Origin of the sequence: Azotobacter chroococcum (assembly GCF_004339665.1) — a bacterium.
GTDB lineage: Bacteria > Pseudomonadota > Gammaproteobacteria > Pseudomonadales > Pseudomonadaceae > Azotobacter > Azotobacter chroococcum.
This window is the reverse complement of sequence record NZ_SMMU01000034.1, coordinates 1-14,137: the sequence shown is the minus strand read 5'-3', so window position 1 is coordinate 14,137 and position 14,137 is coordinate 1. Positions and strand designations below refer to the sequence as shown.

Annotated in this window: 12 protein-coding genes and 1 pseudogene; 6 read left to right on the top strand and 7 right to left on the bottom strand. The window is 61.7% G+C overall.

Annotation, left to right across the window (positions count from 1 at the left end; translation table 11 throughout):
* Window positions 1–4: 4 nt before the first annotated feature.
* The 5 genes from EV691_RS19155 to melA form a co-directional block, all read right to left on the bottom strand.
* Complete coding sequence (locus tag EV691_RS19155; RefSeq protein WP_131299373.1) at window positions 5–862, bottom strand: aldose 1-epimerase; 858 nt, start codon at window positions 860–862, stop codon at window positions 5–7.
* Window positions 863–876: 14 nt separating this feature from the next.
* Window positions 877–1,731, bottom strand: coding sequence for an SMP-30/gluconolactonase/LRE family protein (locus tag EV691_RS19150; RefSeq protein WP_131299376.1), 855 nt, complete (start codon window positions 1,729–1,731; stop codon window positions 877–879).
* 143 nt (window positions 1,732–1,874) lie between these two features.
* Window positions 1,875–2,639 carry an SDR family NAD(P)-dependent oxidoreductase gene (locus EV691_RS19145; RefSeq protein WP_198318984.1) on the bottom strand — a complete coding sequence of 255 codons (765 nt, stop codon included), beginning with the start codon at window positions 2,637–2,639 and terminating at the stop codon, window positions 1,875–1,877.
* Window positions 2,640–2,791: 152 nt separating this feature from the next.
* The gene (locus EV691_RS19140) at window positions 2,792–4,111 is read right to left on the bottom strand and encodes an oligosaccharide MFS transporter (protein ID WP_131299379.1); all 1,320 of its coding nucleotides are present in this window, start codon (window positions 4,109–4,111) and stop codon (window positions 2,792–2,794) included.
* Between the two features lie 200 nt (window positions 4,112–4,311).
* The gene (gene melA, locus EV691_RS19135; protein WP_131299382.1) at window positions 4,312–5,637 is read right to left on the bottom strand and encodes an alpha-glucosidase/alpha-galactosidase; all 1,326 of its coding nucleotides are present in this window, start codon (window positions 5,635–5,637) and stop codon (window positions 4,312–4,314) included.
* A gap of 519 nt (window positions 5,638–6,156) precedes the next feature.
* Here melA and EV691_RS19130 point away from each other — a divergent pair.
* Together EV691_RS19130 and EV691_RS19125 are read left to right on the top strand one after the other, a co-directional pair.
* The gene (locus tag EV691_RS19130) at window positions 6,157–8,361 is read left to right on the top strand and encodes an alpha-galactosidase (protein WP_131299385.1); all 2,205 of its coding nucleotides are present in this window, start codon (window positions 6,157–6,159) and stop codon (window positions 8,359–8,361) included.
* Window positions 8,362–8,690: 329 nt separating this feature from the next.
* Window positions 8,691–9,575, top strand: coding sequence for a helix-turn-helix transcriptional regulator (locus EV691_RS19125; RefSeq protein ID WP_242672581.1), 885 nt, complete (start codon window positions 8,691–8,693; stop codon window positions 9,573–9,575).
* A 50-nt stretch (window positions 9,576–9,625) separates the two neighbouring features.
* On the opposite strand, the pseudogene EV691_RS19120 reads toward EV691_RS19125, so the two are convergent.
* Window positions 9,626–9,772, bottom strand: a pseudogene (locus EV691_RS19120) (IS3 family transposase); the annotation flags it as partial.
* Between the two features lie 404 nt (window positions 9,773–10,176).
* On the opposite strand from EV691_RS19120, the gene EV691_RS19115 reads away from it, so the two are divergent.
* A complete protein-coding gene (locus EV691_RS19115) occupies window positions 10,177–11,151 on the top strand; it encodes a helix-turn-helix domain-containing protein (RefSeq protein ID WP_131299391.1) in 975 nt (324 codons plus the stop codon).
* Here the strand turns inward: EV691_RS19115 and EV691_RS19110 are convergent.
* Complete coding sequence (locus EV691_RS19110; protein WP_039807037.1) at window positions 11,141–11,497, bottom strand: helix-turn-helix domain-containing protein; 357 nt, start codon at window positions 11,495–11,497, stop codon at window positions 11,141–11,143. The genes EV691_RS19115 and EV691_RS19110 overlap by 11 nt on opposite strands.
* A gap of 350 nt (window positions 11,498–11,847) precedes the next feature.
* Between EV691_RS19110 and EV691_RS19105 the strand changes: the two genes are divergently transcribed.
* The 3 genes from EV691_RS19105 to EV691_RS19095 all read left to right on the top strand — a co-directional run bounded on the left by EV691_RS19105 (window position 11,848) and on the right by EV691_RS19095 (window position 14,041).
* Window positions 11,848–12,672, top strand: coding sequence for an alpha/beta fold hydrolase (locus EV691_RS19105; protein ID WP_131299394.1), 825 nt, complete (start codon window positions 11,848–11,850; stop codon window positions 12,670–12,672).
* Between the two features lie 66 nt (window positions 12,673–12,738).
* Window positions 12,739–13,326 carry a cysteine hydrolase family protein gene (locus tag EV691_RS19100; RefSeq protein WP_242672582.1) on the top strand — a complete coding sequence of 196 codons (588 nt, stop codon included), beginning with the start codon at window positions 12,739–12,741 and terminating at the stop codon, window positions 13,324–13,326.
* A gap of 73 nt (window positions 13,327–13,399) precedes the next feature.
* Window positions 13,400–14,041, top strand: coding sequence for a cysteine hydrolase family protein (locus EV691_RS19095; RefSeq protein WP_131299396.1), 642 nt, complete (start codon window positions 13,400–13,402; stop codon window positions 14,039–14,041).
* The last annotated feature ends 96 nt before the right edge of the window (window positions 14,042–14,137 follow it).

Sequence of the window (14,137 nt, the reverse complement as noted above, 5' to 3'; positions counted from 1 at the left end):
GTCGCTACAGCGGCCGGTAGGTCAGGACCATGCGCATATCGATCTTTTGATTGCGCTGCAGCAGTTGCAGTCCTGGCCGGCCTTCCAGGTGATGGGCATTGATGGGATGGGAAACCGGCTCGAAGCAGAAGAAGTCTTTGCCCGGTGGGGTATACAGCACGAAGAAACTGGAGTTGGTTGCAGAGCATTCCAACTGATAGCCAGCCTCCGGCTGCTTTATCAGAAACCGGCCGTTCCAGCCGGAAAAGGCATGGTCGATCAGGGTCTTCGGCAACCTGTTGGCATCGGCGAAACGCCAGTCGCCCTCGATGGCGCTTTCGACGCGCGGCAGGCGCTGGTTTTCCTCGAACCAGACGGCTTCGGCGAAGGCCTGAAGTTGCGTGTTTTCCCAGCGGGGGAAAAAGGGGTGAAGCCCGATTCCATACCAGGCCGGATAGTGATCCAGATGCTCTACGGACAACTCCAGGATGAGACTGTCATCGGCCAGGCTGATTTTCTGCTCGGCCTTGTAGGGATAGGGGTCTTGAGAGACCAGCCGAAGCAGGGCCTCCTGCGCAGAGCAACTGACCACTTCCCAGGGTTGATGCCAGGCAGTGCCGTGGATGGGATAGGGTTCATCCTCCTGGAAACAGGACAAGGAAAGCCATCCTCGTGCAGTTTCATAGCCGCTGTGCTCTATCCGGTTCGACCAGGGCACCAATGGAAAGCAGGCGAGTTTTCCCCAACTATAAGGAGTGTGTTTATTGTCGACCGGACTTTGGAGAAGTGGCTGGCCAGAATCCATGGCAACCCAACTTGCAATGCCTCCGCCGAGTTCGGGGAGTAGTTCAAGACGCGTCGATTCATTCTGCAGGGTAATCATGAAAAACCACCAAACTAGAGGATGACTTGATATTCGGGCAGACCTTGAATCCCGAGTTCGAAACTGAAGGTCGATCCGGCATGCCGCGACGCCGGATCGGACGGCTCTTGCTGTGCGGAGGTGGCAAACAAGGTGGTCAGGCTCTCGCCGCCGAATGCCACGCAGGTCATGTTTTTCGCCGGACAGTCGAGGATGCTCTCCAGCATGCCGTTTGGCGTATAGCGGACAATGATTCCCGCACCCCAGGTGGCATTCCAGAGATGGCCAAAGTTGTCCACGGTTGCACCGTCCGGGTTATAGCCAAGATCCCGGCAGTTTATGAATAATTCGGGCTCGCCCACCGGCCAGCCATCATGCTCCGCCAGAGGTTGGCGCCAGATCATGCCTTCGGCGGTATCTGCGAAATATCCATAGCGGCGGTCCGGCGAAAAGCAGATGGCATTGGGGATGGTGATGGAGGGGAACAGGGGCCGGAGTTCTCCCTTGAAGTATCGATAGATGGCTCCGGCCTTGTACTGCGCCTGTTTTCCCATGGTGCCGATCCAGAATCCGCCCCAGGGATCGGCACGACCGTCATTCGACCGGGTGAGCGGGTTGTCGGTCTCCAAGGGGATAACCTGGCATTGTTTGCCGGTCTCGATATCGAAGGTAAACAGTGCCCTCTCGCCGGCGATCAGCAGCGTGCTTGAATCCACCCATCCGGCGGCCGATACGCAATTATCGAAGTTCCACTCTTGCTGGCGGCCAGCAAAGTTGGAGAGCAACTTGCGGCCAAGAATATCGAACCAGAACAGCTGTTTCCGCTCGGGATGCCAGATTACACCTTCGCCCAAGATACAGCTTCGTGCATCGAACACATCATGAATCATGAACACTATCCTGAGTTTTGCACGGTATCGTCCGGCGACTTTCAGGTTATAAAGTCGAGCCTCTGCAGAAACCGTAAGGAGTAGAGCCGGCAACCCCGAGGCAAAATAAAAACACTCCAGGGCTGACTTTTTGTCGAACAGACTTATACCCAGCCGCCATCGACGACGAAGTTCTGCGCGGTACACATGGCCGCCGCGTCGGACGCGAGAAAAAGCGCCATGCTGGCGATGTGCGCCGGCTCCAGGCTGCCCGGCAGGCACTGGCTGCGCTTGATCAGCTCCCTGGCCGCGTCGTCGACCCAGAGGGCGAGCTGCTTGTCGGTCATCACCCAGCCCGGAACCAGGGTATTGACCCGGATACGGTGGGGGCCCAGCTCGCGCGCCAGGGTCTTGGTCAGGCCGTGGGTGGCCGCCTTGCTGGCCGCGTAGACCGGATAGCCGCTGGAGCCCATCATCCAGCCGATGGAGCCGAAGTTGACGATCGAGCCGCCGCCGGCTTCCTTCATCATCGGCGCCACCGCCTGGATGGCGAAGAAGGCATGCTTGAGGTTCACGGCGATCAACTGGTCGAACCTGTCGGAACCGACCTCTTCCAGGGTGTGGCGGGTGTCGCTGGCGGCATTGTTGATCAGGACGGTGATCGGCCCCAGTGCCTTGGCGAGGCTCTCGATGGCCTCCCGATAGGCGCTTTCCCGGGTGATGTCGCAGCAGCGAAAACCGACCTCGTGTCCCTCGGCAAGCAGCTCGGCTTCCAGCTTTTCGCCGGCCTCCCGGGCGATGTCGACGAAGGCGACCCGGGCGCCTTGCCTGGCGAAGGCGCGGACCATGGCCTCGCCGATTCCCGATCCGCCGCCCGAAACCAGTACGGTCTTGCCCTTGAGGTCCGGATAGACGGGATGCAGGTCCATTTTATTGCTCGATACCATATCAACCTCTCAATGTGTCTCTTGTTGTTCACGGCCATCGCATGGCTTGGCCGGCTCGCCGATCTGCAAGGTTTTATGTTGATTTCCTGCACATCGGCTGGCCGGTTGCTTTCAGGCGATTGATTCAGTTGTCGCTACTTCGAGATCAGCGCTGGGGACAGCGCAGGGGCGTCGATCACGGCAGGGCCGTCCTCGCGGGTGTCCGCCGAGTAGGTACTTTTATGCCTGCCCCGATCGAGGCTGAAGATCGAAACGACGGTGAACAGCAGGGCCAGGCCGCCCAGGAGCAGATACCCTTCCCGGAAGCCGAAGGCCCCGTACATATAGCCGGCCAGGGGGGAAATGAGGCTGACGCCGATGCCCTTGGCGAAGATGAAGCCCATCATGTAGATGGTCGCGGACAGCCGGGTATCGAAGACGTCTTCGATGTACTTGAACATGCCGACATAGATCAAGGGCACTTCCAGGGCATGCAGCATCTTCAAGGCAACCACTTCGGCAGGACTCGACGCGAAGGCGGAACCGATGATGCGTATCGCCATCACGACTCCGGCAACGATCAAGGCATTCTTTCCGCCGATACGGGTCAACACCCAGGGAACGCAGAACATCATGAGTGCGACTCCGCCTTCGGTCAGCGTGGTCACGAAGCCGAACACCTGGGTGCCCTGCTGTGGCGAGGCGAAGAAGCTGCGGAAGAAGTTCGCGAATTGCTGGTCGAACACATCGTAGAGACAGGCGACGCCCACGACATACAGCACCAGGGACCAGAAACGTCGATCGGACACCAGATCCTTGACCGCCGCATAGGAAACGGGCGCCGGCTTTTCCTGCAGGTCATCGGTCTGGGCGACGGTCGAGCCCGGCTGGACTCTCCAGAACAGCAGGGCCAGCACCAGGGCGCAGCCCGAGCCGATCCAGAAAATCGTTTCGGGATTCTCGCTGACCAGCATTCCCGAGAGGGCCGCGGAGCTGCCGTAGCCGATGGCGCCGAACATGCGTACTCGGCCATAGGTGATATCACCGGCCCGGCAGGCCTTCTCGAGATAGGTCTCCAGTGTCCCGCCGCCGGCGGCGAAGATGATGCCCAGATAGAGACCGCCGGCCAGAACGCCCACCAGCAGGTTCTCTGTCAGCAATGGCATGAATACCCACTGCATGTAGGGGGCCAGTAGGGTCAGCAGGGCGACGATGCACCAGATCAGGTGCTTGCGATTGTCCAGACGGTCGGTCAGCACGCCGAACAGCGGCTGAAGCAGCATGGCGATGATCGCCTTGCAGCCGAACAGCAGACCGATGGCGCCGGCATCCAGCTTGGCCGCGTCGCCCAGCCAGATGACGAGGAAGGGGACCGTTCCACCGGCGATGAAGTAATAGAGGAAGAAGATCATGCCGTATTTGAAATAGGGAAGGGCACGACCCGCTGCAGTATCAGTATCGAGCGTCAAGTTCATTGGTATACCCCGGCTCATTGTTTTTATCGGGAAATTTTTCGTTTTGACTTGACTGGCCGTCAGACTCCGTCTGACCGGCAGCGCTTGAGCTTTTTCAGGGCACCAAGCGAGCGTGAAGGCCTGACGGCGGTCAAGTCCGCTCTATGTCTCGTTGAAAAGCCAACCCTCGAGACAGGGTTTTCGCTCAGCCGGAAGGGCGGTCAGCCCAGGTGCGGCAGCCAGCCCTGGTGGGCCTCGATCAGCTCGTCGACCAGGGTGTCGATCTCGTCGAGGCTGAGTTCGGCAGCGGTGTGCGGGTCGAGCATCGCCGCCTGCTTGACGTGCTCGCGACGGCCGCTGGCCAGCGCCTCCACGGTCAGGGTCTGCACGTTGATGTTGGTCTGCATCAGGGCGGCGAGGCCGGCCGGCAGGTTGCCGATGCGGGTCGGCTGGATGCCGTTGTGGTCGACCACGCAGGGCACCTCGACGCAGGCGCTTTCCGGCAGGTTGGCGATCAGCCCGGTATTCATGACGTTGCCGTTGATCAGGGTCGGCTTGCCGGTCAGTTCGGCCTCGATGATCTGCGAGGCGTATTCGTGGCTGCGGCAGATCTTGAGGCCTTCGCCTGCCAGCAGGGCTTGCTCCTGCTGTCCCCATTCACCGATCTGTTTCTCGCAGCGGCGGATGTATTCGTCGAGCGGGATGTTGAACTGCTCGACCAGGTCGGGGCGATGGCGCTTGATGAACCAGGGCACGTATTCGGCGAAGTGCTCGGAAGACTCGGTGACGAAATGGCCGAAGTGCTTGAACACTTCGTAGCGGACCCGGTTCCAGTCGGGCACTTTGCCGGTGTCGAGCACCGAGCGGATGCGCGGGTACAGGTCCTCGGTGCGGCCGTCCGGCAGCAGGCGCTCGAAGGACAGGTAGAAGGCCATGTGGTTGATGCCCGCGCAGCGGTAGCGGATCTCGTCGATCGGCACGCCGATGTCCTCGGCCAGCTCCTTGGCGGTGCCCTGCACGGAATGGCAGAGCCCGACGGTGCGAACTTCCGGGGCGAAACGATTCAGCGCCAGGCAGTTGATGGCCATCGGATTGACGTACTGCAGCATCAGCGCATTCGGGCAGAGTTCGCGCATGTCCTTGGCGATGTCCACCAGCACGGGTGCGGTGCGCAGGCCGCGCATGATGCCGCCGATGCCCAGGGTGTCGCCGATGGTCTGGCGCAGGCCATGGCGCTTCGGCACCTCGAAGTCGGTCACGGTGCCGGGCTTGTAGCCGGCCACCTGGATCATGGTGATCACGTAGTCGGCGCCGTCCAGAGCGCGCCGCCGGTCGGTGGTGGCTTCGAAGGTGGGCGAGGCGCCGACCGCCTCGGCGATCTTGCCGGCGACCAGCTGCGAGGTTTCCAGCCGATGCGGGTCGATGTCCATCAAGGCGATATGGGCATTGCGCAGCTTCTCGACCTGCAACAGATCGCCCAGCAGGTTCTTCATGAATACCGTCGAACCGGCACCGATCAGGGCGATCTTGGTGGCTTTGAGAGTCATCTGCTTCTCCTCTTGTTTTACTTGTAATAAGCACTATCGGTTCAGGGCAAGGACGTCTTGGCAAGAACCGCTGGAATTCCATGGTAGGAGTCGGTCCACCCCCCGAATAGAAGAGATTCATGCCATGACGGGTAATTCTGTGCTCTGCATTGTTCGGACAGGAAAATCCTGACAATCCCGATATATGGGATTTGGTTTCATATGTTGAAACAGGCGGGAATCCGGTTTAGTGTCTTTCCACAGCGGGTGCGACGCCGGCGGCGCCATAGTCGCGCTGCTCAAGTCCCGGCGGGGCCTCCGCCGCGGTGCCGAGCGGCGACAGGACACCGTGCCGGTGCTCTCACGAACGGATCATGGCTGCTCACCGGGCCTTGTTCATGGGGCTTGGTGGTGTTTGCAGAAGCCAGGATCCACGCCATTCAGGAAGGCGCCAACAGCAACCACCCAATCGCTTCCTGCCCTTCTCGCGGGTGGGCAATTCTTCGGCCAAACAGTCGACAAAAAATGACAGGACAGCCTATGACCCAAGCACCTATCACTCCTCCATGCATTCCGGAAATCGAATTGGCCGGTCAGGGGGGCAGCCATCCTGAAGCATTGATCCGGCTGGATGGTACGAACTCCACTTTATTGCTGATCCGTCGCCGGGAAGGGTTGCCGGAAATCGCCTATTGGGGGCGGCGCCTGCCGCAGGAAATCTCGGAGGCCGAGATCTTCGCCGTGCGTGCCCCGGACAGCCCCAATAACGGGCCGGACCAGTGGCGCCCGTTGATCACGCTGCTCGATACGATCGGCTGCTGGAATTTCGATATGCCCGGCCTGATCGCAGCGCGTCCCGATGGAAGCGGCTGGACTGCGAATTTCGAGACCGAACAGGTGGCACGAGAAGGCCAGCGGCTTGTGGTACGGGGGAAAGACAGCGTATCCGGGCTTGCGCTAGTGCTGAATCTGGAACTCGGCCCGGATGACGTGCTGACCAGCCAGGCGCGGCTGAGCAATACCGGTACGCAGACCCTGCGGGTCGAGCGGCTTGTCTCGGGCACCTATCTGCTGCCCGAGTCGGTCGATACCGCGCATGTGCTGTCCGGCGAGTGGGGGAATGAATTCGGCATCGAGCCGATGAACCTGACCCGTGGCGGGATCGTGGTGGAGAGCCGCCGCAACCGCACGCACGACCACTTCCCCGGCATGCTGCTCTCGCCGGCCAACACCTCGGAGAACGCGGGCGAAGCCTGGGCCGTACAGCTTGGCTGGAGCGGCGGTCATCGTCTCTGCGTGGAGCGGATGGAGGACGGACGCGTCCGTTTGTCGTGCGGCGAATATCTTTATTCGGGCGAGGGAGATCTCGCGCCTGGCGCCGAGCTGGTCACACCGGTTGCCTATGCCGCCTATTCGTCCGCCGGGTTTTCCGGATGCGCCCGGGCCTTCCAGGCCCATGCGCGTCGCCACGTCCTGCACTGGCAGGGCGGCAAGATGAAACCGCGCCCGGTCCTCCTGAACTCCTGGGAAGGGAGCGGGTTCGACCTGCATGAGGATCAGCTGATGCGCCAGGTGGACGCGGCGGCCGCACTCGGCATCGAACGGTTCGTGCTGGATGACGGCTGGTTCGGGGCGCGACGCGACTGCGATGCCGGGCTTGGCGACTGGTTCTCGGCCGCTTCGGTCTTTCCGAATGGACTGCGTCCCCTGGCCGACAGGATTCACGGGCACGGCATGGAGTTCGGGCTCTGGTACGAGCCGGAGATGGTCAATCCGGACAGCGACCTGTATCGCGCGCATCCGGACTGGGTGCTGCAGACGCGCGGCTACCCTCTGTGGACGTCCCGCAACCAGCTGGTGCTGGACATTTCGCGGCCCGAGGTCTCGGATTACCTGTTCGAGGCGATCTCCGAGCAGGTCGCCAGCGTGCGGATCGATTACATCAAGTGGGATTTCAATCGCGATCTGGTCGAGGCATCCGATGCACAAGGTCGCGCGGCCTACCGCCGCCAGGTCCTGGCGCTCTATGCGCTGTGGGAGCGGCTGCACAAGGCGCATCCCGACCTGGAGATCGAAAGCTGCGCATCCGGCGGCGGCCGGGCCGACTGGGGCGCGCTGGCACATACGCAACGCGTCTGGACTTCGGACGACACCGATGCGCTGGAGCGTCTGGCGATCCAGGGCGCGGCATGGCATTTCCTGCCGCCGGAGGTGACGGGCTGCCATATCTCGGAGGTTCCGAACGGGATCACCGGTCGGACGACGACGCTGGATTTCCGGGCTTGCGTGGCCATTTTCGGGCATCTGGGGCTGGAGCTGGATCCGACGCACCTGTCCGCCGAGGAGTCCACGCGGCTCAAGGCGTGGATCGCGCTCCACAAGCGGCTGCGCGGCCTGCTCCATCACGGGCAGGCACAGTTCTGCGCGGCGGACCCGGCACGGGTCGTGCGAGGGGTCGTCTCCGACGACGCACGGTCGGGGGTCTTCCTGGTGGCCCAGCGCGACTGGGTTTCCGCCCGCAGACCTTCGCCTATCAGGCTGAGCGGGCTCGACCCCGCGAAAACCTATCGCATCACACTCCCTGAGCCGCAAAACTTGCCAGCAGGGTACCGGCCGTCCGAGGCGCAAAAGGCGGTATTTTCCGGAAAAGTCCCGGTCAGCGGAGCGACGTTGATGGATGTCGGGGTTTTCCCGCCTTTCATGCCGCCATTGTCCGCCATGGTCATGGAATTGCAGGCCGTGTAAGGCTCCGGCCTCTGGCCGGAACATAGGGGCGCAGCCGACAGCGGCTCTGATCGGTTGCGCCCCCTATGCTCCGGGATTCGGTCCGGTTGCCGGGAGGCACCAGATACCGTTTGCAGGAACTGGTTCGTCCTGGACGTTCCTGGGTACCGGCAAGCTTTCCGTTGCCACGCCAGTGGTGCTTCTCGCGAACGTTAGCAACGGAAACGAAGGGTTCTGGAGTTACCTCAACAGACCCTGATAGAGGCGCATCTCGACAAGTCGAATAAAAAGAGATTCATGCCATGACGGGTAATTCTGTGCTCTGCGAAATGCGGGCGAGGGGGCCGGCCATGAAGGTCATATCCCTGCCACGCGGCAGGCATCAGTTGCACACCATGCCGACCAATGCCGGCTATGACCGGGTACAGGACTGCACCTACTGCTGGGATGGTCGTCGACGTGGCAGCACGCCTTTCGCCATCGTGCAGCACACCCTGGCGGGGGAGGGCAACCTGCGCTTCGAGGGACGTCACTACCGGCTGCGCGCCGGCGACACCATGCTGGTACTGGTCCCGCACGACCATTGTTACTGGCTGGAGACGGGGGGCTCCTGGGAATTCTTCTGGATCGCCATGTACGGCAAGGAAGCTCTCCGCCTGCAACGGGCCTTGCTGGACGAGCGCGGTCCGGTGTTGCGCCTGAGCGACAAGACCATCGAATGCCTGGCCGAAAACGTCGATGCCCTGATCCGTTCGCCGGAACTGACCGCCGGCCGGGCGTCGGCCCTGGCCTATGAGTCGCTCATGGCGCTGCACGACGACCTGCTTGTGCAGGATGTCGCCTTGGATGCGACGCAAACAGGGGTGATCGCCTCCATCCAGAATCACATCCATGCCTGCCTGCGTTGCGAGCCGGATACCCTAGCCCCGCAGGCGGAAGACGACGAACTGGATGTGGCGAGCCTGGCCCAGTTGGCCGGCCTGAGCCGTTCCCATTTTTCCCGGCTGTTCACCCGTACGGTGGGCATGTCGCCGGCGCAATATGTCCTGAATGAACGCATGAAACTCGCGGCCCACCTGCTCGAAGTGACCGATTTGTCGGTCAAGGCCATTGCGCTGTCGGTGGGCATCCACGATCCGAACTACTTTTCGAAGCTGTTCCGCCATGCCTTCTCCCTGTCCCCCAGCGAGTTCCGCCTCAGCGGCCTGTATGTGAACAGCCGGGGCCGCCTCTGAGCCGGGCGCACCGTCGGCAGTGATCTTGCCCTGTACTCGTGGACACAGGTTTAAGCACTCATCCGGGCCTCGAAGGCTTCCGGACTGATGTATCCCAGCGTGCTATGACGCCGCTGGCGGTTGTAGTCGCTCTCGATGTATTCGAACACGGTTTGACGCATCTGGGCACGCGTACCGAAGCGTTCCCCGTGAGTGCACCCGGCTCCATGCCTCGCCTGCAACTGGTTGGCGCACTCATCCGCAAGGGCCGGGTAGGCTTGCACGATTGCAGAGTAGCCAGCAGCTCGGCCTCCTGCGGCATAGCGCCCCGCCAATCACCCTCGGCTCCTCCTCGTCACCACGGCTCCACCGCCTCGACCCGGGCTGGCTCGACCGGCTCGCCGAGGCGCGGCATCACCAGCTCCTCCGAGGCTTGTGCCAGCAACTGTACCTATCGCGACTTGTGTCGCACTTGAGTAGATATTTGCGGACAGGGCGGAACACTGCTTGACCTTTCGTTTGTCCTTGAGCACCGCTTCTTCACATGATCTTCTATGCCTGAAGCGCGCTTTCGAACTTCGGCCCAAGGAAAGATGAGCACTTTTTCTTCAGGGGATTGCCAATGAGCCGACTTGTCTGTGCGGACTTCGACGAGTTCGAAGAAGCGCTGTATGGCGTGCAGGGACGTTATGTATTGCGTTCACGGCAGCAGCGCGACTGGCGGCTGCGGGTCGTAGAACTGAACGGGGTTGCCCTGATGTTCGGCCGGGAGGGTGCCGGGACCGTCTACAGCGGCGTCGGTCTTCCCGGCTTCTTCAATATCTTTCTGCCGCTGAATCGACACGAATGCACCGTAGTGAACGGGTATCGCTTCGATCGCCGCCTGCTGGCCTGGATGGTTCCCGATGCGATGTTCCACATCGATGCCAGCCAACCGGCGACCTGGATGACGGTGGCCATGTCATGCGAACTGGTGCTGCGCTGGGCGAAAGTCCATGAGGACGAGTTCGACCCTTCAATACTGTCGCGCAACCTGGTCAATGTCGCCCAGAGGGATATCGCGCCACTCATCTGGCTCGCGCGCCGCCTGTTGCGCATCGATCAGCAGGCGCCGGAGGACTTGCACAACCCTGCCGCGGAGCACGCCGCCCGGACGGAGCTGATGGACCGGGTGTTCCGCACGCTGCTCCCGCTTGCAACGCCAGGCCGGACACCGCGCTCTCGCCTGGATCACCAGCAGATTCTGCGCAAGGCCCTGGACTTGCTGGCGTCGATCAGGGAGGCCCCGGTCCATATGGAAGACTTGTGCGTCGCGGCCGGCGCATCGGAACGTACGCTGCGCAATGTCTTCAACCATTATCTCGGGATGAGTCCGCATCGCTACCTGATGATGCACAGGCTGCACACGATACGCGGCGCAATCCTTCAGGCGAGGCCCGGGGACACGATCACCGACATCTGTGCGCAATACGGAGTATGGGATTTCGGCCGCTTCGCCGGCCATTACAGAACCTACTTCGGAGAGCTCCCCTCGCAGTCGCTGCATGGCCGGCTGCGGACGGCTGGCACCCTTCCCCTCCATTCCATTATCCGTTGACACCGCGAAGAAGCGTCGCACTGGGGTACTCGCCGAAGAGGGCATAGTACTCCGAGGCCATGCGACCACAATCCGAATAGCCAAAGCGCATGGCTATCGCCATCACAGTGTCGTGCCGGTGATCGGCAACGGCGAGCGCGGCTCGTAGCAGGTGCAAGCGACGCAGCCTCAAGTAGCGGCTAGGCCCCATGCCAAAAGCCTCACTGAAAGCCGAACGCAATGTCCGCTCGCTGACGCCTGTCGCCTTGCACAGGTCAGCCAGTCGCAAGGGTTTGCCTTCCCTGTCTGGAAGCAGCTCGAGCACCTTGCCAATGATCGCTTCCCGCGAGGTGTGGCGTCTGCTCATGCGGGATGGGGTAAGCCTGGTTCGAGGTAACGGAACCTTAGCCTTGGTCATGTCCTTGATCGGGTGGGTTGGTATAGGCCTTCAGGCTGCGCCAAGCCTGCTTGGCGCACTACGTAAAACAGGCAAAGAGAAGAGATGACCGACCAGAGGCATACGGAACGTTTGAACCGCCCGGTGCCCAGCCCAGACCATGACGTTCGCTTGCCGATTTTACGTAGCCGCTGGGCAGCAGTCTCCGCAAGAATCCCCCACGACTCGCTATTCGCTGCATCGTCAATCGGCACTCTGGGGGGCATGGAACAGCCGTTCCCACTCCCGCTCCTCAACGACGCAATGGAGAGAGAAAGATCATGAGTACCATCACCACCCGCGACGGCACGCAGATCTATTACAAGGACTGGGGATCGGGTCCCGTGGTCGTCCTCAGTCATGGCTGGCCACTGAACGCCGATAGCTGGGAATCCCAGATGTTTTTCCTGGCCTCCAACGGCTATCGCGTGATCGCCCACGACCGGCGCGGGCACGGACGCTCGAGTCAACCCTGGAACGGCAACGAGATGGACACCTACGCCGACGACCTGGCGCAACTCCTCGACACGCTGGACGTCAGGGATGCCTCGCTGTTCGGCTTTTCCACCGGCGGCGGCGAGGTGGCCCGCTACATCGGCCGCCATGGAACCCGACGTGTCGCCAAGGCGGGGCTGATTTCCGCCGTGCCGCCGCTGATGGTCAGGACCGAGGCCAATCCCGGCGGGCTGCCCATTGCGGTATTCGACGAGATGCGTGCCGCCTCTCTTGCCGACCGTTCGCAGCTCTACAAGGCTGTCGCCAGCGGCCCCTTCTTCGGCTACAACCGGCCGGGCGCCAAGCCCTCCCAAGGCGTGATCGATGCGTTCTGGCTGCAGGGCATGATGGCCGGGCACAAGAATGCCTACGACTGCATCAGGGCATTTTCGGAGACCGATTTCACCGAAGATCTAAAGAAGTTCGACATTCCGACTCTGATCCTGCATGGCGACGATGACCAGATCGTGCCGGTGGATGCGGCCGCCCGGGCCGCAGCGAAGCTGGTCAGTCATGCCAGACTGGTGATCTACCCGGGTGCGCCGCACGGCATCACCGATACGCACAAGGAAAAGCTCAACGCCGACATGCTGGCGTTCCTGCAGGGTTGAATATCCCTGCCTTCCATTCGTGCCGATAGTCTTGTCCATCGGCCCCCTCAGCAGCAGGAGAAGGTCATGAGTAGCATGAACGCCAGCAGGAAGGCACTGATCGTCGTCGACATCCAGAATGACTATTTCCCCGGCGGCAGATGGACGCTCAGCCATGTCGAGGAGGCCGCCGGCAAAGCGGCGCTGATGATCGAAACATTCCGGGAAAGCGGAAACCTGGTGGTGCACATACGCCACGAATTCCCCGGCGACGATGCGCCATTCTTCCGGCCCGGGTCCGAAGGTGCGCAGATCCATCCCGGTGTACTCAACCGCCCGGGCGAGCACGTGGTGCTGAAGCACCATATCAACTCCTTCCGCGAGACCGACCTCAAGGAAGTGCTCGACCGCCATGGCATCGATGAAGTGGTGGTGGTCGGCAACATGAGCCATATGTGCGTGGATGGCATTACCCGTGCGGCGGTTGATTTCGGCTACCGGACCACAGTGCTGCATGACGCCTGCGCCACGCTCGACCTGGAGTTCAATGGCGTGAAAGTTCCGGCGGCCCAGGTGCATGCCGCCTTCATGGCCGCGCTCGCCTTCGGCTACGCCTCGGTCGTGTCCACCGCCGACTATCTGAAGACATGCGGGACATCGCGTCCGGCGACCTGACCCCAACAGCCATCGGGAGCGCCAAGGACTACCCTTGGAGGACTGGCGCCCCCTGCCCTGACAGGAGCACAGAATGAACGCAAGCATCTACTCCAGAGACGACACGGGCCTGCTGCTCGTCGACCCCTACAACGACTTTCTCAGTGATGGCGGCAAGCTGCACGGCCTGGCCAAGCCAGTCGCCGATGCCGTGGATACTCTGGCCAACCTGCGCGCGGTGGTCGACGCCATGCGCCGGGCCGGCATCCGGATTTTCTATGTGCCGCACCACCGGGCCCGGCCCAACGACTTGCAGAGCTGGAAGCATCCGAGCCCCTACCAGCTGAATGCGAGTCATGCACAGGTGTTCGCGGTCGACAGCTGGGGCGGAGAGTGGCATCCGGACTTTCAGCCCCAACCGGGCGATATCGTGGTCCATGAGCACTGGGGCGCAAGCGGCTTCGCCAATACCGACCTCGATTTCCAGCTAAAGCAGCATGGCATCGAGAAGGTTGTGGTGGTTGGGATGCTGGCCAACACCTGTATCGAGTCCACCGGCAAGTTCGCGGCGGAGCTGGGCTATCACGTGACCCTGGTTCGCGACGCCACGGCGGCATTCAGCGCCGAAGCCATGCACGCCGCCCATGAGATCAACGGACCGACCTACGCTCACGCGATTGTCAGCACTTCCGAGCTTCTTGCCGCATTGCACCAGGATTCAGCGTCCCGGTTTTAAAAAGGCTATGTCTGAGTTAGCTGTTGCAGCAGGCTAAGCTGATCATGACGTCTCCGCATGCGGGAGGTGGATCATGAAAGCGAGTCAGTTCACGCG

Bases quoted from the DNA above. Each gene is read 5' to 3' on its own strand.
- EV691_RS19155 (WP_131299373.1), bottom strand. From the start codon at position 862: ATGATTACCCTGCAGAATGAATCGACGCGTCTTGAACTACTCCCCGAA.
- EV691_RS19150 (WP_131299376.1), bottom strand. From the start codon at position 1,731: ATGATTCATGATGTGTTCGATGCACGAAGCTGTATCTTGGGCGAAGGT.
- EV691_RS19145 (WP_198318984.1), bottom strand. From the start codon at position 2,639: ATGGACCTGCATCCCGTCTATCCGGACCTCAAGGGCAAGACCGTACTG.
- EV691_RS19140 (WP_131299379.1), bottom strand. From the start codon at position 4,111: ATGAACTTGACGCTCGATACTGATACTGCAGCGGGTCGTGCCCTTCCC.
- melA (WP_131299382.1), bottom strand. From the start codon at position 5,637: ATGACTCTCAAAGCCACCAAGATCGCCCTGATCGGTGCCGGTTCGACG.
- EV691_RS19130 (WP_131299385.1), top strand. From the start codon at position 6,157: ATGACCCAAGCACCTATCACTCCTCCATGCATTCCGGAAATCGAATTG.
- EV691_RS19125 (WP_242672581.1), top strand. From the start codon at position 8,691: ATGAAGGTCATATCCCTGCCACGCGGCAGGCATCAGTTGCACACCATG.
- EV691_RS19115 (WP_131299391.1), top strand. From the start codon at position 10,177: ATGAGCCGACTTGTCTGTGCGGACTTCGACGAGTTCGAAGAAGCGCTG.
- EV691_RS19110 (WP_039807037.1), bottom strand. From the start codon at position 11,497: ATGAGCAGACGCCACACCTCGCGGGAAGCGATCATTGGCAAGGTGCTC.
- EV691_RS19105 (WP_131299394.1), top strand. From the start codon at position 11,848: ATGAGTACCATCACCACCCGCGACGGCACGCAGATCTATTACAAGGAC.
- EV691_RS19100 (WP_242672582.1), top strand. From the start codon at position 12,739: ATGAGTAGCATGAACGCCAGCAGGAAGGCACTGATCGTCGTCGACATC.
- EV691_RS19095 (WP_131299396.1), top strand. From the start codon at position 13,400: ATGAACGCAAGCATCTACTCCAGAGACGACACGGGCCTGCTGCTCGTC.